Annotated in this window: 12 protein-coding genes and 2 pseudogenes; 11 read left to right on the top strand and 3 right to left on the bottom strand. The window is 66.8% G+C overall.

Going from position 1 to position 17,248, the window contains the following annotated elements; all coding sequences use genetic code 11:
* Window positions 1-19: 19 nt before the first annotated feature.
* The 3 genes from F4827_RS23205 to F4827_RS23195 form a co-directional block, all read right to left on the bottom strand.
* Entirely contained in the window at window positions 20-1,615 is a 1,596-nt protein-coding gene (locus tag F4827_RS23205) for an inorganic phosphate transporter (RefSeq protein ID WP_183727438.1), read from the bottom strand.
* Between the two features lie 294 nt (window positions 1,616-1,909).
* Window positions 1,910-3,088: a porin gene (locus tag F4827_RS23200; RefSeq protein WP_183727440.1), complete on the bottom strand. Its 1,179-nt coding sequence runs from the start codon at window positions 3,086-3,088 to the stop codon at window positions 1,910-1,912.
* Window positions 3,089-3,259: 171 nt separating this feature from the next.
* Window positions 3,260-5,173 (bottom strand): bifunctional sugar phosphate isomerase/epimerase/4-hydroxyphenylpyruvate dioxygenase family protein, encoded by a 1,914-nt coding sequence (locus tag F4827_RS23195; protein WP_183727655.1) that lies wholly within the window; start codon window positions 5,171-5,173, stop codon window positions 3,260-3,262.
* A 352-nt stretch (window positions 5,174-5,525) separates the two neighbouring features.
* Between F4827_RS23195 and aroQ the strand changes: the two genes are divergently transcribed.
* From aroQ to F4827_RS23145, 11 genes and pseudogenes are all read left to right on the top strand, one after another.
* The gene (gene aroQ, locus F4827_RS23190) at window positions 5,526-5,999 is read left to right on the top strand and encodes a type II 3-dehydroquinate dehydratase (RefSeq protein ID WP_183727442.1); all 474 of its coding nucleotides are present in this window, start codon (window positions 5,526-5,528) and stop codon (window positions 5,997-5,999) included.
* Window positions 5,996-6,886 carry a shikimate dehydrogenase gene (locus F4827_RS23185; protein WP_183727444.1) on the top strand — a complete coding sequence of 297 codons (891 nt, stop codon included), beginning with the start codon at window positions 5,996-5,998 and terminating at the stop codon, window positions 6,884-6,886. The genes aroQ and F4827_RS23185 overlap by 4 nt, the downstream gene beginning before the upstream one ends.
* A gap of 62 nt (window positions 6,887-6,948) precedes the next feature.
* Complete coding sequence (locus F4827_RS23180) at window positions 6,949-8,322, top strand: MFS transporter (protein WP_183727445.1); 1,374 nt, start codon at window positions 6,949-6,951, stop codon at window positions 8,320-8,322.
* Window positions 8,323-8,444: 122 nt separating this feature from the next.
* The gene (locus F4827_RS23175; RefSeq protein WP_183727447.1) at window positions 8,445-9,119 is read left to right on the top strand and encodes a TetR family transcriptional regulator; all 675 of its coding nucleotides are present in this window, start codon (window positions 8,445-8,447) and stop codon (window positions 9,117-9,119) included.
* A gap of 273 nt (window positions 9,120-9,392) precedes the next feature.
* Window positions 9,393-9,899: pseudogene (locus F4827_RS36010) on the top strand (MCP four helix bundle domain-containing protein); the annotation flags it as partial.
* Window positions 9,897-11,066: pseudogene (locus F4827_RS23170) on the top strand (methyl-accepting chemotaxis protein); the annotation flags it as partial. The pseudogenes F4827_RS36010 and F4827_RS23170, both read left to right, overlap by 3 nt.
* 79 nt (window positions 11,067-11,145) lie before the next feature.
* Window positions 11,146-11,664: a chemotaxis protein CheW gene (locus F4827_RS23165; protein WP_183727451.1), complete on the top strand. Its 519-nt coding sequence runs from the start codon at window positions 11,146-11,148 to the stop codon at window positions 11,662-11,664.
* Window positions 11,661-13,121, top strand: coding sequence for a protein-glutamate O-methyltransferase CheR (locus F4827_RS23160; protein WP_183727453.1), 1,461 nt, complete (start codon window positions 11,661-11,663; stop codon window positions 13,119-13,121). Before F4827_RS23165 ends, F4827_RS23160 begins: the two co-directional genes overlap by 4 nt.
* Window positions 13,114-13,809: a chemotaxis protein CheW gene (locus tag F4827_RS23155; protein ID WP_183727455.1), complete on the top strand. Its 696-nt coding sequence runs from the start codon at window positions 13,114-13,116 to the stop codon at window positions 13,807-13,809. The genes F4827_RS23160 and F4827_RS23155 overlap by 8 nt, the downstream gene beginning before the upstream one ends.
* Window positions 13,806-16,208 (top strand): hybrid sensor histidine kinase/response regulator, encoded by a 2,403-nt coding sequence (locus F4827_RS23150; protein ID WP_183727457.1) that lies wholly within the window; start codon window positions 13,806-13,808, stop codon window positions 16,206-16,208. The genes F4827_RS23155 and F4827_RS23150 overlap by 4 nt, the downstream gene beginning before the upstream one ends.
* A complete protein-coding gene (locus tag F4827_RS23145) occupies window positions 16,208-17,227 on the top strand; it encodes a chemotaxis response regulator protein-glutamate methylesterase (protein ID WP_183727459.1) in 1,020 nt (339 codons plus the stop codon). Before F4827_RS23150 ends, F4827_RS23145 begins: the two co-directional genes overlap by 1 nt.
* Window positions 17,228-17,248: the final 21 nt, after the last annotated feature.

Genomic DNA, 17,248 nt, shown 5'->3' with positions numbered 1-17,248 from the left:
CGCCTCGCTCATCGATTGATCAGAAGACCTGACGAAATACCCAATACAGCGCAGCGGATAGCGCAATCGAAGCGGGCAGCGTCAACACCCACGCAAGCACGAGATTACGCACCGTCGACCATTGCAGCCCGGAGCCATTGGCGGCCATCGTGCCCGCTACGCCCGAGGCGAGCACATGGGTTGTCGAAACGGGCAGGCCGTAGACGTCCGCCATGCCGATCGTGAGCATCGCCACGGCTTCGGCGCACGCGCCCTGTCCATAGGTCAAATGCTGTTTGCCGATCTTCTCGCCCACGGTCACGACGATGCGCTTCCATCCCACCATCGTCCCCAGTCCCAGCGCGATCGCGACAGCCACCTTCACCCACGTTGGTATGAACTTGGTGGCGTGATCCATCTGCTTGCGGAAGTCGTCGAGCGTGGCGGCATCGGCGGCGGAAAACGCGGGTGTTTTCGCTTTCTCCATCAGCCGGATGGCTTCGGAGGCCACGTACATGTTGTTGCGCACGTTGTCGACGATAACCTGTGGCACCTGCGCCATCGAGCCGGACAGACTCACCTGATCCGCAATGGTATCGGTCAACGCGCGCAAGGCGGGCAGCGTGGCCGGTTGCAGGCGATGCGTACGCACATAGGCTTGCACTTCGTTGCGCGGATCGGCGGGCGGCGCGATGGACGCGTCAGCGGGCGTGTAGTGCACGAGTGTGATCGAGGCCGCGCGTGCGGCGGCCACAAAGGCTTCCGTTTCGCTCGGGGTCACCGCCTTGTTGAGCGCGTAGGCCGTGGGCACCACGCCGATCAGGATCAGCATGATGAGACCCATGCCTTTTTGCCCGTCGTTGGAACCGTGCGCGAACGACACGCCCGTGCAGGTGCCGATCAGCAACGCGCGAATCCAGAACGGCGGCGGCTTGTTCGGCTGGGGCTGCTGATAGAGGCTGGGTTTGCGCACGACGAACTTCAGCGCGAGCAGCAAGAGAGCGGACAGCACGAAGCCCACGATCGGCGAGAGCAGCAGCGCCTTGCCGACCCCCGCCGCTTGCGCCCAATCCACGCCCGAGGTGCCCGACGGTCCGCTGATCAACTGGTTCATGATGCCCACGCCGATGATCGAACCCACCAGCGTATGCGAGCTCGACGAAGGCAGACCGAGATACCAGGTGCCCAGATTCCAGATGATCGCCGCGATCAGCAGCGCGAACACCATCGCGAAGCCCGCGCTGCTGCCCACCTGCAGGATCAGTTCGACCGGCAGCAGTTGCAGGATGCCGAACGCCACCGCGCCGCTCGACACCAGCACGCCGAGGAAATTCCACATGCCCGACCACACGACGGCGAGATGCGGTTCGAGCGAATGCGTGTAGATCACGGTGGCGACCGCATTGGCGGTGTCGTGAAAGCCGTTCACGAACTCGAAGCCGAGCGCGATCATCAGCGCGACGGCGAGCAGCACGAAGGGCAACGCAGAGCTTTCCTGCACGGCGCGCAGATCGACGAACAGATGATCGATAACGTAGATCGCGCCGATGGCGATAACGAGGAAGAACAGCGTGATGGCGAGACCGCGGCGGCGAGGAGGGACCGCGCCTATGGGGGAAATGGGGATGTCCGGCATGAGTGTGCGCTTTGGGTTGGGCTCGTGAGCCTCGCGCGCGGCGCCGGAAAATAGCACGATTGCCGCAATCGTTTGCATACGTCGCGGCATCATGAGGGTAAGGCAGCGGGGCGCGTCAGGCGCGCCGCGATGGCGGCGCCCTTTCGAGACGCAACAGTGTCGCACAACGCGCGGCACTGTTGCGGCAGCATGGCAGGGCGGCATCGTGCTTGTGCGCCACGGCCCGCGCCCCACGCGGCTGCCGCGCCATTCGCGTCAGATTGACGCGCGATGGCCGCCGTGTCTCCCAGTCGATCAGAACAGCAGCGCGATGCCTGCCATGCCTACGAACTGCGAGTGCGTGCTCGACGGCGTGCTGTTCTGCGAGTCGCCTACCGCCGGGCTTGCATTGACGATATTCCCCGCGCCGTTCGCGCCCAGCGTCTGGCCGCTCGCGTGCTGGTAGCCCTGCAAGGCATAGAGCGAGGTACGCTTCGAGAGGTGGTACGTCTCCTTGAGCGAGACCTGCTCGTAGCGCGCTGCGCTGGCGATGCCGTTGGCTTTCGATGCCATCGTGTAGGCAAATCCGCCGCCCACGTCGAACGCCGGTGCGAAGCGGTAGGTGGCAAGCGCGGCCCAGGTGTTGAACACGGCGGTGCTGGCAAACAGCGATTTGCCGCCCGCGAGGTATTCGACGTTCGAATACGAAGCGCCCAGCATGAGGTTGCCAATCGTATAGTTGCCCGCCACGGCCACATGCTGCACCGCACGCGCCGACACATAGCCCGTATTCAGCGACGATTTGCCGAAGCTCGCCGTCGACGAGGTATCGAAGCCGCTCGTGAGCGCGGCGTTGTCCATGCGCAGGATCGCGGCTGCGAGTGCGAGCGGGCCATTGTTATAGCGCAGCGCCGCGCTCCAGGTCTGACCCTTGCCGGTGCTGCCCGCGATGCCGCCGAACGCATACATCGCGCTGGCCTGCAGGCCGTACCAGGCGGGCGTGGTGTAGATCGCCGAGTTGTTGATGCGAATCGTGGTGTCCAGGCCGTCGATATCGCCCGGGTGCGCGCCGGTTGCGCCGGTCAGCCAGTTGCTGCCCGTGAGCGGGCCGACGAACTGGTAATACGGCGTGTACTGACGGCCAAGCGTGAACTGGCCCGCCTGGTTGTTTTTCAGGCCCACATACGCCTGACGATTGAAGATCAGGCCGCTCGATTGCAGCGCGCCGCTATTGGGATCGAAGCCGTTCTGCAGATCGAAGATCGCGTAAGTGCCGCCGCCGAGATCTTCCTTGCCAAGCAGGCCGAACTTCGAGGCGTAAACGTTACCCTGGCGCAGGTAGACGTTCGAGTGACCGTTCTGGTTGTTGACGTAGGTGATTGCATCGTCGACCGCGCCATAGAGCGTCACGCTGCTCTGGGCGAATGCCGGGTTGGCGATCAGCGCGGCGCCCGCCGCCAGGAAAATGCCGGGGTCGAAGCCAGTCTTCTTCATCGTCGTGAGTCTCCATGTGAAAGGCAGGATTACTTATTGTTTTGAATCGATCCGCACGAATCTGGTGAGCGTCGTGCGGGGTGGGCCGCCTGCGCGGCACCGGGTCTGCGGTTTTTTGTATTGATGTCCGGGCGGCCTTCTTATGATTGCAGGCTCGCCATTGAAGACGGTTTATTCGGTTTGCTCGCGGGCTGCCCTCGCTCGCTGGCGCGCTTGCGCTGCCAGCCGCACAGCGGCGTTCGGCGCGCCGTAGCCGTCGTAGCCGCCGCGCCGCTCCACCAGTTCGATAAAGAACCGCTGGTCGAGCGTTTCGGTGTAGGCGTGCAGGAATTCGCCGCCTTTTTCGTCGCGGTCGTAAAGCAGGTTGTGCTGACGCAGCGCGTCGAGAAAATCGGCGGACATGGCAAAGCGCGCTTCGAGGTCGTCGTAGTAATTGGCGGGCACGCGCAGCAGCGGCACGCCCGCCGCTTCGAATTCGGTCACCGCGCGGAAGATATCGCCGGTGCTGAACGCGACGTGATTGAGGCCCGTGCCGTGATAGGCGCGCACGGTTTGCGCTGCGGCCGTGTGCTGGTCGACCGAGGCGTTGAGCACCACGCGCAGGCCGCGATCGGCGCTGAAGAGGGCGCGGCTCCGCACAAGGCCGTAGGGGTCCGGAACCAGCACGGCGGCGCTCGCCTGCAAGCCAAACACCGATTTCAGAAACAGCACCCATGAATCGAACGAACCGGCGGGCAGTGAAAGGCTCACGTGATCGATGCCCGCAATTGGGCCGACTTCGGTCGGACCGTCCACATCGGTGAGCACGAAGTCGGCTTCGAAGAGCGTCGGCTTGCCTGGCTCCTCATTAACGAAGTAGTTAAGACTGCCGTCCGGCGCCTGGACCGCCGACACCACGCGCTCGTTCGGGCCCACGCGGCCCGAGAAAGGCTGATAGCCGAAGCCCGCGGCGCGTTCGAGCGCGAGGCGCGCATCGTCTACCCGCAGCGCGCAAGCGCACAGCGACAGACCATGACGCTGGAAGAAGGCATCGGCGAACGAATCGGGTTCGGCATTCAGGACGATGGCGGCCGAGCCGTGCCGATAGAGCGTCACGTCTTTCGAGCGATGCTGGCCCGCGCGGCGGAAATGCAGCTTGTCGAGCAGACTGGCTACGCGTTCGCGCGCGGCCGCATCGACCGCGAATTCGAGGAATTGCCACTGCGCATGCGCGGGCGCGGCCGGTGGCGTGTAGAGCGGGGCGCCAGCGGTGGCATTGTTGTCCTTTGCCAGTTCCTCGTGCGTCAACGCTTCGAGCAACAGCAGCGAGCGATGGCCGTCCGCTGCGGTCGCGGCCGTGGGTGCACCGCGGAAGCCGTCGTTGAAGATCTCCAGCGAAAGCGGCCCTTGGTAGCCGCTCTTGACCACCTGCGCCGTGAAATCCGCGAGCGCGAAGTCGCCCTGTCCCGGGAAGCAGCGGTAATGGCGGCTCCATTCGAGCACGTCCATCTGCATTTTCGGCGCGTCGGCGATCTGTACGAAGCCGATCCGGTGGCCCGGGATCGACGCAATCGCATCGGGCGTATCGTCGAGCGACAGGGTGTGAAAGCTGTCGAGCGCAAGCGTGAGATTCGGCGAATTCACCGCGTCCACCAGCTTCCAGGCGTGACGATACGTGCTCACGTTGCGACCCCACGCCAGCGCTTCGTAACAGGTCACCACGCCCGCTTCGGCGGCTGCCTTCGCGAGTTCGCCCAACTGATCGATGGCGAGCGCATCGTCGTCGATCGCATCGGGCGCGACGCTGCTGCATACCAGCAGGCGATCGGTGCCCAATTCGTGCATCACATCGAACTTGCGTTTGACGCGTTCGACGTTGCGCGCGAGGCGCGCTGCGCTCACGCCCTCGAAATCGCGGAACGGCTGATAGAGCACGATGGCGAGGCCGTGATCGGCGGCCATGCGGCGCACATCGGCGGGCGAGCCTTCGAAATAGAGCAGATCGTTTTCAAAGATCTCGACGCCCGTGAAGCCGGCCGCGCTGATCGCGGCGAGCTTTTCCGCGAGCGTGCCGCTGATCGACACCGTCGCGATCGAGCGGCACAGAGGGGCAAGAGCGGGAAAAGCGGCGGCGGGGGCTGGGTGCGTCGGGATCATGGCGTGGCGGCTTTTTGTGGCGATACAGCGGTTGCGACAACGATGGCGATACAGCGGCAATAACGTTAAGCATAGAACTCGCGATCCGGGGCAGGGTCGGCCCGCGCCGCAGGAGTGTCGCAAGAATAGCCAAACTAACTAGTTAGTACAAATTCTGGGAAACCCCAGGATGACCGGCAGGCGTGCGCGCGGCACACTGGCGGCCATGCGTTGGGTGTGCCGATCGGCCGCATGCATGAAGCCATGCAGTGCGATCGAGCGCAAAGACCGCGCCTGTCGAGACGTCGTAGTGGAGCGCGTAATGCAATTGCCGTCGGTACTGGTCCTCAATGGGCCGAATCTGAATCTGCTGGGAACGCGGGAACCCGCGATATATGGGACTGAAACGCTGGGCGATGTGGAGAACCGCTGCCGCGAGGCGGGCGCGCGTCTGAACCTCGCGATCGACTTTCGTCAGTCGAACGCCGAGCATCAACTGATCGACTGGCTGCACGAAACGCGCAGCCGGATCGACGGCATCGTCATTAATCCCGCTGCTTACACGCATACATCGGTTGCCCTCGCCGATGCGCTCGCGGCGATCGCCAAGCCCGTGATCGAGGTGCATATATCCAATGTGCATCGGCGCGAGGCGTTCCGGCATCACTCGTTCGTTTCGGCAGTGGCATCGGGAATCATCGTAGGCTGCGGCACGCAGGGGTATGTGCTCGCGCTTGAGCGCATGGCCACGTTGCTCGCAGCGCAAACCGCATCGGCAAGGAAGGAGGCGCAATGAGCGCGCAGAACAACGAACTGAAGCCGCGCTCCTTTCTGTGCGGATTGATCGGCAAGGGCATCGGCGGGTCGCTCACACCCGCGATGCATGAGAAAGAGGGCCGCGAACTGGGCTACAACTATGTGTATCGCCGCCTCGACCTCGATCCGCTCGGCCTGACGATCGACAACCTGCCGGAACTGCTGCTCGCTGCGCAGCGAGCGGGCTTCGACGGCCTGAACATCACGTATCCGTGCAAGCAGGCGGTGATTCCGCTACTCGACGAACTCTCGGACGATGCGCGCGCGCTGGGCGCGGTGAACACGGTGCTGTTTCGCGACGGCAAGCGCATTGGCCATAACACCGACTGGTCGGGTTTTGCCACGGCGTTCAAGCGCGGCCTGCCCGATGTGTCGCTCGAATCCGTTGTGCAACTGGGCGCGGGCGGCGCGGGCGCAGCGGTCGCGCATGCGGCCTTGCAGATGGGCGCGCGCGCGCTCACGTTGTTCGACGTCGATGCGGATCGCGCAGCGACCCTCGCCGCCGAACTGCAGGCGCGTTTCCCCGCCGCGCGGGTGAGCGCGGGCAGCAGCGCCACGCTCGAAGCGACGCTCGCCGGCGCCACGGGTTTGATTCACTGCACGCCCACCGGCATGGCCAAGCTGCCCGGCCTGCCGCTGCCCGCCGGGTATCTGCACGCGGGCCTGTGGGTCGCGGACATCGTGTATTTCCCGATTCGCACGGCGCTGCTCGAAGCCGCCGAGGCGCGCGGCTGCCGCACGCTCAGCGGTGGCGGCATGGCGGTGTACCAGGCCGTGGACGCGTTCCGGCTGTTCACGGGCATGGAACCCGATGCCGAGCGCATGTACGCGCATCTGCAGGCGATGCTCGCGCAAGACGCCGGTTAATACAGCAACACCACAAAGACCACAACGAGCCTTCCACAGGCACTCAGGATCAGGAGACAGAAATGGCACCACCCGTATCCACGGGGCGCGACGCGCCTGGCGTCGCTGCCGCACCCGCACAGGGCGCGCTGCGCCGCACGAAAGCGCGTTACCGCATCCTTGGTTTGCTCGCGATCGGCACGATGATCAATTACCTGGACCGAACGGTGCTGGGCATCGCCGCGCCGCAGCTGACGAAGGAACTGGGCATCAATGCCGCGCTGATGGGCCTCGTGTTCTCGGCTTTTTCGTGGAGCTATGTGGTTGCGCAGATCCCGGGTGGCGTGTTTCTCGACCGTTTCGGCAGCAAGGTCACTTATTTCCTGTCGATGACGCTCTGGTCGCTCTGCACGCTGGTGCAGGGCTTCATCGGCAGCGTCGGTGCGCTCTTTGCCTGCCGCTTGGGGCTGGGGGCGGCCGAATCGCCGTGCTTTCCGACCAATAGCCGCGTGGTGGCAACCTGGTTCCCGCAGCACGAACGCGCCTTCGCTACCGGCACCTATACGGTGGGCGAGTATATCGGCCTGGCGTTCTTCAGCCCGTTCCTGTTCGCGCTGATGGGCGCGTATGGCTGGCGCTCGCTGTTTTATGTGGTGGGCGGCGTGGGCATCGCCTTCGGCTTCGTCTGGTGGGCGTTCTATCGGGAGCCGCACGATCACCCGGCGGCCAACCGTGCGGAACTCGACTATATCGAGGCCGGCGGCGGTCTGGCCCGGTACGAGCGCAAGGTGGAAGCGGCACAACAGGCCGGTAATGAAGGCAAGCAGGGCAAGGGCGGCTTCGACTGGCGCATGGCCGGCAAGCTGCTGCGCAAGCGCCAGCTCGCGGGCATTTGCCTCGGCCAGTTCGCCGGCAACTCGACGCTGGTGTTCTTCCTCACGTGGTTCCCGACCTACCTGGCCACCGAGCGCCACATGGGCTGGCTCAAGATCGGCTTCTTCGCGATCATGCCGTTCATTGCCGCTTCGATTGGCGTGATGTTCGGCGGCACGTTCTCGGACTGGATGCTGCGCCGCGGCGTCTCGGCCAACGTGGCGCGCAAGCTGCCCATCATCGCCGGTCTGCTGCTGGCGTCGAGCATCATTCTGGCCAACTTCGTCGAAAGCAACGTCGCGGTGATCGTGATTCTTTCGGTGGCGTTCTTCGCCCAGGGCATGGCGGCGCTGGGCTGGACGCTGGTGTCGGATATCGCACCGGCAGGGATGCTGGGCCTCACGGGCGGCATCTTCAACCTGGCCGCCAACCTCGCGGGCATCATCACGCCGCTGGTGGTGGGCATGATCGTGGGCGCGACGGGCTCGTTCGTCTGGGCGCTGGCTTTCATCGGCACGATTGCGCTGATTGGCGCGGCGTCGTACATCTTTATCGTGGGCGATATCAAACGTATCGAGCTCTGATTCGAACGTCGATGCGAGGGCGGCCCGCTGCGCACGAGCGGGCCGCCCAGCCGGGTAAGGCCCGGCAAGGGCCATGCTAGAATCAGCCGCATCCCTCCTTACTTGCGGTCCACACAATAATTATGGCAAGACCGGCGGCTTCGGCCGAACGTAACGACGCTCAATCCGAAAGCCGGCGCAAGTACGATCCCGAGCAGACCAAACGCAATATCCTCGATGTGGCAACCGCCGAGTTTTCGGCAATGGGCCTCGCGGGCGCGCGCGTCGACGCGATCGCCGAGCGCACCAACACCACCAAGCGCATGCTGTATTACTACTTCGGCAGCAAGGAAGGGCTGTACGAAGCGGTGCTCGACAAGGTCTACGGTGACATCCGCGCGCTGGAACAAGACCTGCACATCGACGAGCTCAGTCCGGATGAAGGGCTGCAACGTCTGGTCGAATTCACCTTCGACTATCACGACCGCCATCGCGACTTCGTGCGTCTCGTGACCATCGAGAACATCCACGGCGCGAAGTACATCGAGCGGCTCAAGACGTTCCGCAGCCGCAACGCCAGCGTGATCCGCACCATCGAAGACCTGCTCGCGCGCGGCGTGAGCGCGGGTGTGTTCCGCGCAGACATCGATCCCATCGACCTGCATTTGCTGATCAGCTCGATGTGTTTCCATCGCGTGGGCAACCGCCATACCTTCGGCGCGGCGTTCGGGCGCGATCCCTCGCATCCGCGTCTGCGCGCGCGCCATCGCGAGATGGTGGTGGACGCCGTGACGCGCTTCGTGCGCAAGTCGGCGTGACGGATTTGTCCCGAAAATCCGCTGCAAGATGGCGCCGATGGCGGCGCAGCGGCGCCGCGCCGGGTTATCGGCACGCGGCGTCGCTACCCTATCCCCGACTTCCCTCATCCCATAAAAGTGCGCAAACGCATTACACTACGGCCCGGAAGCCCGCATGCGCGGGCCTTGCCCGCGCCGTGCGCCCGCCCGCAATCCGTTCGCCGAGTTTTTTCGGTCTGACGCCGTTGTGCGCGCCCGGCGCCGGTTCACGCCAACCGGATAAGCCCACGCGTAATGAGCACAGCCATGCCCCGTACCGGTTCAGCCGGACTGCCCCGTCAGACCCAGGGTCGCTACACACTCGGTACGCGCATCGTCCTTAGCTTCGGCTTGCTGTTCGTGCTGATGCTGGCGACGGCCGCGATCTCGTGGGAGCGCCTGCGCGCCATCGACGACGAAGCCTTGAGCCTCACGCACGATTCCGTGCCGGGCCTGTTCTACGCGACCTCGGTGCGCGCCGCCGCGAACCAGACCTATACGCTTGTCGAGCGCGCCGCCTTCGTCGAGCCGGACGCCGCCGGCATCGAGCGCGTGCTAGGGCAACTGCCCGCCGCGTTAAGCCAGGTGGAGCAAGCCGCCTCCCACTACGAAGCGACCATCTACCGTGCCGACGACCGCGCCCGCTATCAACACTTTCGCGATGCTTACGGCCGCTTCCTGCCGCAGTTGATGACGGTGGTGCACGACCTGCCGGCCAAACGCAGCGATGCGCAGACCGACTTCGTGCAACTGGACGCCGCATGGCGCGAGGTGGTCGCCTCCGCCAACACGCTCGTCGAGGAAAACCGCAAGCAGGCCGACTTTTCCGCCGCGACCATCCGCACTTCGGTCACGGGCACGGAAATCACGCTGGCGAGCGCGCTCGGGATTGTGCTGCTGGCGGCGCTGGCGACCGGCTACACGCTGCATCGCGCGATCACCCGGCCGATGGCGCGCCTCGTCGAAGTACACGACGCCATGCGTATGGGCAATCTCACGCAACGTCTCGATCTGGGCCGCCGCGACGAATTCGGCGTGCTGGAAGACGGTTTCAACCGCATGAGCGACGAACTCGCGAGCCTGGTTGCGCAGGCGCAGAAGTCGTCGCTGCAGGTGACGACCTCGGTGGCGGAAGTGGCCGCCACGTCGAAGGAGCAACAGGCCACGGCCAGCGAAACGGCGGCCACCACCACCGAAATCGGCGCGACCTCGCGCGAAATTTTCGCGACTGCGCGCGATCTCGTGCGCACCATGGGCGAAGTGGCGACCGTCGCCGAACAGTCGGCGGGGCTGGCCTCCAACAGTCAGAGCGGCCTCACGCACATGGAAGACACCATGCGCAGCGTGATGGAGGCGGCGGGCTCGGTGAACGCCAAGCTCGCGATCCTCAACGAGAAGGCCGTCAGCATCAACCAGGTCGTGGCGACCATCACCAAGGTGGCGGACCAGACCAATCTGCTCTCGCTGAACGCCGCCATCGAAGCGGAAAAGGCTGGCGAGTATGGCCGCGGCTTCGCCGTGGTGGCGACCGAAATCCGCCGCCTTGCCGACCAGACCGCGGTGGCGACCTTCGATATCGAGCAGACGGTCAAGGAAATCCAGTCGGCGGTGTCGGCGGGCGTGATGGGCATGGACAAGTTCGCCGAGGAAGTGCGGCGCGGCATGCACGACGTTCAGGCGGTGGGCGTGCAGCTTTCGCAGATCATCGGTGCGGTGCAAACGCTCGCGCCGCGCTTCCAGGTGGTCAACGACGGCATGCAGGCCCAGGCCACCAGCGCCGAGCAGATCACCCAGGCGCTCACGCAGCTGTCCGAGGCCGCGCAGCAGACGGCGGAGTCGCTGCGCCAGTCGTCGCAGGCCATCGACAATCTCACGCTTGTGGCCAACGAACTGCGTACGGGCGTCTCGCGTTTCCGGATCGAAGCGTGATTTTTGGCCGATCGTTGGGCCGATCGTTGGGCCGATCGTTGAGCCAACTGAGTCCGGCTTGTCCCTGAACGGAGCGCCGATGCTTTTTCTCGTCTTCGAGCTGGACGGCGAACGCTACGCGCTCGACGCGCGCGAAATCGTGCGCGTGCTGCCCTTGCAGCCGGTGCGCGCGTTCGCGGGCACGCCGCCGTTCATCGCGGGCGTGATCGATCATGAAGGCGCGCCGGCGCCGGTGGTCGATATGGCGCAGCTGGCGCTCGGCCGCCCCGCGCATGCGCTGATGTCCACGCGCCTCGTGCTGGTGAACGACCGCGCCGATCCGCAGACGCTGAAGCCGCGCCGCCTCGCGCTGCTGCTCGAATGCGCGACGCGCACCCAGAGCTTTGCGCCCGGCGATTTTGCCGATGGCGGCATCGCCACGCCCGAAGCACGCTGGCTCGGGCCCGTCGCACGCGATGCGCATGGCTTCGTGCAATGGGTCAAGGTCGATCAGTTGCTCGACGCGCGCGTGCGCGCGCTGCTGTTCCCCGATCCGCCCACGTGGCAGGGTGGTGAAGACGCCGTGGCCGGCGGTTTGCCGACGGAGCGCGCGCCATGAGTCTTGCGCGCTTCGCGAACTGGCTGCTGGAGGAAACCGGCATCGACGCCGAATCGCTCGGCGCCCACGCGCTCGCCCGCGCCGTGGCGGCGCGCGCGGCAGCGACGGTCGCACCGCAAGCCGTGAACGGCGACGCGGCGCACGACGTCTACTGGAGCTTGCTCACGACCACCGTCGCGGAACGCCAGGCGCTGATTGACACGCTGGTCGTGCCCGAAACCTGGTTCTTCCGCGAACGCGAAGCCTTTAACGCGCTCGCGCGCGGCGGCATGGAGCGGCGCGTGACGCACCCCGGCGAAGTGCTGCGCGTGTTGAGCGCGCCGTGCTCGACGGGCGAAGAGCCGTATTCGGCGGCCATGGCGCTGCTGGACGCGGGTTTCACGCACGAACAGTTCGGCATCGATGCCATCGACATCAGTTCGGCCTCGATCGAGGCAGCCGCGCGCGGCCTCTATGGCCGCAATGCGTTTCGCGGCGATGCGTTGCAGTTTCGCGAGCGCTATTTCCACGCCACGCCGCAGGGCTGGCAACTGGCCGACGCGGTGCAGCGCGCCGTGCACTTCGAGCGCGCCAATCTGTTCGAGTGGCTGGCCGCCCATCCCGTGCGCTACGACTTTATCTTTTGCCGCAACGTGCTGATCTATTTCGACCGCCAGGCGCAGGACCGCGCGATCGGCCTGCTGCGCGCGCGTCTCGCCGATGGCGGGATGATCTTCGTCGGCCCGGCGGAGACGGGCTTGATGATCCGCCATGAATTCGCCTCGGCGCAGATTCCGCTGGCGTTCGGGTTTCGCTGGCCGGGCGGCGAGGGGGCGCACGCTGCCGCTGCGCTGGGGGGATCGGCAAAAAACGTGCGGGGCGGCCCTGACGCCGCGCCGCAGAGATCGCTGCACGCAGCGCTCAGACCGCTGCATGGCGTGCCGGCCGCGCGCGCGGCGGCGCTGCCTGTGCAGTTCGCCGTGAACGCGGCCGTGAACCCGGGCGTGAAAGCGGCCGTGAGGCCGACTGTGAAGCCGTCTGTGAAGCCGTCTGTGACGCAGACCATGAAGCGTCCAGCGACGCCATTCGCCACGCCCGTTTTCGCTGCGCCGAAGGCAACGCCTGCCAGGGCTGAAATCCCCGGCACGCCGGACACTCCCACTCTCGCCGAGGCCCGCCGCCTGGCCGATGCCGGTTCGCTCGACGCCGCCGCGCATGCCGCCGCGCAGCACGCCCAGAGCGCGCCCGACGACGCCGAAGCGTGGTATCTGCTCGGGCTCATCGCCGACGCGCAGGGCGAAGCCGCGCTTGCGCTCGGCCACTATCGCAAGGCGCTTTATCTGGAGCCTGGCCACTACGAGGCGCTCACGCATCTGGCCACGCTGCTCGAAGTGCAGGGCGACGCCGACGGCGCGCGCCGCCTGATGCGCCGTGCCGAACGCGCATCGCCGCGCGGCCCGGGAGACGCCAATGCGTGACGATCACCGCCCTGACGCCGCGCCGCTCGATGATTGCTGGAACCGCATCGGCGTGCGCGGCGACAACTCGTGCGAGCGCCTCGTGCAGTACGTGCGCTGCCTCAATTGCCCGGTGTTCGAGCAGGCCGCCGCGCGCATGCTCGATCGCCCGGCGCAACACACGTCAAGCGCTTCAGGCGCGCAGGGCGCGCCCCTGACTCAAGCGGCGCAGGCCAGCACCGCGCGTCGCGACGGTTCCCTGGTGTTCCGCGTGGGCGCGGAATGGCTCGCGCTGCCGGCCACCGCGCTGCGCTACGTGGGCGAAGCGCGGCCGATCCACTCGCTGCCGCATCGGCGCAGCCAGGCGGTGCTCGGCGTCGTCAACGTGCGCGGCGTGCTCACGCTCGCGGCGTCGCTGGCGGAACTGCTGCACATCGATGCGAGCGCACAGATCGCGGCGTCCGAGGGCGCGCGCATCGCCACGCCGCGCCTGCTCGTCACCGAATGGGACGGCGAGATGACGGCGTTCCCGGTCGACGATGTCGAAGGCGTGGCCTATTTTGGCGCCGATGAACGGCTGCCCGCACCCGCCACGCTGGCCCACGCGGCAGGGCGCAACGTGCGCGGCGTGTTCCTGTGGCGCGGCCGCTCGGTAGGCGTGCTCGAACCCGATGCGCTGTTTGGCGCACTGACCCGGAGCCTGCGATGAGCGATGACGAACTGAGCCGCCGCTCGCTGCTCGACCTGTTCCGCGAGGAGGCGCAAACCCAGACGCGCACGCTCGCGGCGGGCCTGCTCGCGCTGGAAGCGACGCCCGCCGACGCCGCCACGCTCGAAGCCTGCATGCGCGCGACGCATTCGCTCAAGGGCGCGGCGCGCATCGTCGGGCTGCCCGAGGCCGTCGACGTGGCGAGCGCGATGGAAGATTGCTTCGTCGCCGCGCAGCATGGCTTGCTGACGGTCGATGCGGGGCGCATCGACGCGCTGCTGGTCGGCATCGATCTGCTGATGGCGGCGGGCGACGCGAGCGCGCCGCCGCTGGCGCGCGACGTGGTGGACGGTTTTGTCGAGCGGCTGGTCAATAGCGGCAACGCGGCATCGGCTGCTCCCGCCACGCTTGAGCCGTCGGCGCCGCTCGATCCGGAAGCCTTGCTCGCCGCGAGTCTCGCCAGCGTGCAAGCGTCGAATGAAGCGCCGCAGGAAGCGCGGCAGCCGGCAGAACCTTTCAGCGAGGTGATCAGCGAGTTTGCGGACCCCGCCGCCGCAGCTAGCGCCGCAGTCACCGTTACCCCTGAAGCGGCCACCCAGCCCGCAGCCCAGGCCGGCGCCGCGCGCCGCGAACGCGACGGCGACCGCATGCTGCGGGTGCGCGCCGGCACGCTCGAACGTCTGCTGGGTCTGGCGGGCGAATCGCTGGTGGAGTCGCGCCGCATGCGGCCGTTCGCCAACGGCCTGCTGCGCGTGCGCCGCGCCCAGGGCGACGTGCTCGCCGCGCTCGGCAACTTCAGCGAGCACCACGGCGATACGCTCGGCCCCGACGCGCGCGCGGCGCTCGCCGCGATCCGCGAGCAGTTATCCGCGCTCGGCGGCCAGCTTGCCGAACGCTTCGACGACCTCGATCGCATCGACCGGCGCGGCACCCAGCTCGCGCAACGCCTCTACGATTCGGCGCTCGAATGCCGCATGCGCCCGTTCAGCGATACGGCGCACGCCTATCCGCGCATCGTGCGCGACCTCGCGCGCTCGCTCGGCAAGCGCGTGCGCTTCGTCATCGAAGGCGAGAACACCCAGGTCGACCGCGACATCCTCGACATGCTCGACGCGCCGCTGGGCCACCTGCTGCGCAACGCGCTCGATCACGGCATCGAAGATCCCGGCACACGTCGGCTTCTCGGCAAGCCGGAAGAAGCGAGCCTCACGCTCGAAGCACGGCACAGCGCGGGCAAGCTGCTGATCACCGTGGCCGACGATGGCGCGGGCGTGGACCTGCCCGCGCTCAAGCGCGCGATCGTGGCGCGCGGCCTCGCGCAGGCCGATGCGGTTGAAACCATGTCCGAGCCGGAGTTGCTGGAGTTCCTGCTGCTGCCGGGTTTTTCGATGCGCGAGCGCGTGACCGATGTGTCCGGGCGCGGCGTGGGCCTCGACGCCGTGCAGAACTTCGCCAAGGCGGTGCGCGGCACGGTGCGCATCGAAAGCGCGGCGGGGCGCGGCACGCGCTTCGTGCTGCAATTGCCGCTCACGCTTTCCGTGGTGCGCAGCCTGATCGTCGATGTCGCGGGCGAGGCTTACGCGTTTCCGCTCGCGCATGTACGGCGTGCGCTGCGCGTGCCGCGCGAGTCCATCGACATGCTCGAAGGCCAGCAGCATATCGTCCACGAAGGGCGGCCGATCGGCCTCGTCACCGCGCGCCAGTTGCTCGGCGCGAGCGACGCCACGGCGGCCGCGAACGCGTCGGGCGATGTGAGCGTGCTGCTCATCAGCGACGGCACGGGCCACGACGCGGCGTTCTACGGCATCGCCGTCGACGGCTTCGCGGGCGAGCGCACGCTGGCGGTGCAGCCGCTCGATGCGCGCGTCGGCAAGGTGCGCAACGTGGCGGCCGCCGCGCTGCTCGAAGACGGCACCGTGACGCTGATCGTCGATGTCGAGGATATCGTCGCTTCGGTGGCGCGCCTCGTGCGCGAAGGGCAGCTAGCGGGCGTCACGCGCAGGGCGAGCACCGCCGCGCGCGAACGCCGGCGTATTCTGGTGGTTGAGGATTCCTTGACCGTGCGCGAGCTGGAGCGCAAGCTGCTCGAAAAACGCGGCTATGCGGTGACGGTCGCGGTGGACGGCATGGATGGCTGGAACACGCTGCGCAACGGCCAGTTCGACCTGGTCATCACCGATGTGGACATGCCGCGCATGGACGGCATCGAACTCGTCACGATGATTCGTAGCGACCCGCATCAACGCAACGTGCCCGTGATGATCGTCTCGTACAAGGACCGCGAAGACGACCGGCGGCGCGGCCTCGACGCCGGCGCCGATTACTACCTGACCAAGGGCAGCTTCCACGACGAAGCGCTGCTCGACGCCGTGAACGATTTGATCGGAGAGGCGACCTGATGAACATCGGTATCGCGAACGACATGCCCCTCGCGGTCGAGGCGCTGCGCCATGCGATTGCGGCGCGGCCCGGGCATCGCGTGCTATGGGTGGCGGCCGACGGCGAGCAGGCCGTCGACTTCTGCGCGGCGCAGCAGCCCGACGTGATCCTCATGGATCTGGTGATGCCGAAAATCGACGGCGTGGAGGCGACGCGGCGCATCATGGCGCGCTCGCCGTGCCCGATCCTGATCGTCACGAGCAGCGTGGGCGCGAATGCCTGGCGTGTGTACGAGGCGATGGGCGCGGGCGCGCTCGATGCTGTCGATACCCCCACGCTGGCGGGCGCGGACGCGCGCAGCACCATGGACCTGCTGCTCGCCAAGATCGACCAGATTGGCCGCGTGAATGGCGTGACCGAAGCGACGCGCGCTCCGGCGGCGCTCGCTGCGGGGACTGGCGTGCTGGCGCCGCTGGTGGCGATCGGCGCATCGGCGGGCGGACCGACGGCGCTGGCGAGCGTGCTGGGCGCGCTGCCTGCCGGGCTGAACGCTGGCATCGTGATCGTGCAGCATGTGGACCAGTCGTTTGCCGTGGGCATGGCCGACTGGCTCGACGGGCAGACCGCGCTCAAGGTGCGCATCGCCCGTGAAGGCGACCGTCCGACTCCGGGCGAGGCGCTGCTGGCGGCGACCAACGATCACCTGCGCATGACAGCAAACGGCAAGCTGGCTTACACTCGCGAGCCTGCCGAGACGCCGTACCGCCCCTCCGTGGACACGTTTTTCCATAGCGTGGTCGAGAACTGGCGGGGCGAGGCCATCGGCGTGCTGCTTACGGGCATGGGTCGCGACGGCGCGATCGGTCTGAAGGCGCTGCGCGCGAAGGGCTGCTACACGATCGCCCAGGACCAGGCGACCAGCGCCGTGTACGGCATGCCGAAGGCGGCTGCGGCACTGGACGCCGCGCGCGCGATCCTGCCGCTGCCCGACATCGCGACCGAGCTGGTGAGGCGTCTGGGCACGCCGCGCGCCGCATGATGCCGAACGCATAGCCGCCCT

This window comes from Paraburkholderia bannensis (assembly GCF_014200455.1).
Lineage (GTDB): Bacteria > Pseudomonadota > Gammaproteobacteria > Burkholderiales > Burkholderiaceae > Paraburkholderia > Paraburkholderia bannensis_A.
The sequence above is the reverse complement of the archived record's forward strand: the minus strand, read 5'-3'. Positions and strand labels throughout refer to the sequence as shown.

Bases quoted from the DNA above. Each gene is read 5' to 3' on its own strand.
- F4827_RS23205 (WP_183727438.1), bottom strand. From the start codon at position 1,615: ATGCCGGACATCCCCATTTCCCCCATAGGCGCGGTCCCTCCTCGCCGC.
- F4827_RS23200 (WP_183727440.1), bottom strand. From the start codon at position 3,088: ATGAAGAAGACTGGCTTCGACCCCGGCATTTTCCTGGCGGCGGGCGCC.
- aroQ (WP_183727442.1), top strand. From the start codon at position 5,526: ATGCAATTGCCGTCGGTACTGGTCCTCAATGGGCCGAATCTGAATCTG.
- F4827_RS23185 (WP_183727444.1), top strand. From the start codon at position 5,996: ATGAGCGCGCAGAACAACGAACTGAAGCCGCGCTCCTTTCTGTGCGGA.
- F4827_RS23180 (WP_183727445.1), top strand. From the start codon at position 6,949: ATGGCACCACCCGTATCCACGGGGCGCGACGCGCCTGGCGTCGCTGCC.
- F4827_RS23175 (WP_183727447.1), top strand. From the start codon at position 8,445: ATGGCAAGACCGGCGGCTTCGGCCGAACGTAACGACGCTCAATCCGAA.
- F4827_RS23165 (WP_183727451.1), top strand. From the start codon at position 11,146: ATGCTTTTTCTCGTCTTCGAGCTGGACGGCGAACGCTACGCGCTCGAC.
- F4827_RS23160 (WP_183727453.1), top strand. From the start codon at position 11,661: ATGAGTCTTGCGCGCTTCGCGAACTGGCTGCTGGAGGAAACCGGCATC.
- F4827_RS23155 (WP_183727455.1), top strand. From the start codon at position 13,114: ATGCGTGACGATCACCGCCCTGACGCCGCGCCGCTCGATGATTGCTGG.
- F4827_RS23150 (WP_183727457.1), top strand. From the start codon at position 13,806: ATGAGCGATGACGAACTGAGCCGCCGCTCGCTGCTCGACCTGTTCCGC.
- F4827_RS23145 (WP_183727459.1), top strand. From the start codon at position 16,208: ATGAACATCGGTATCGCGAACGACATGCCCCTCGCGGTCGAGGCGCTG.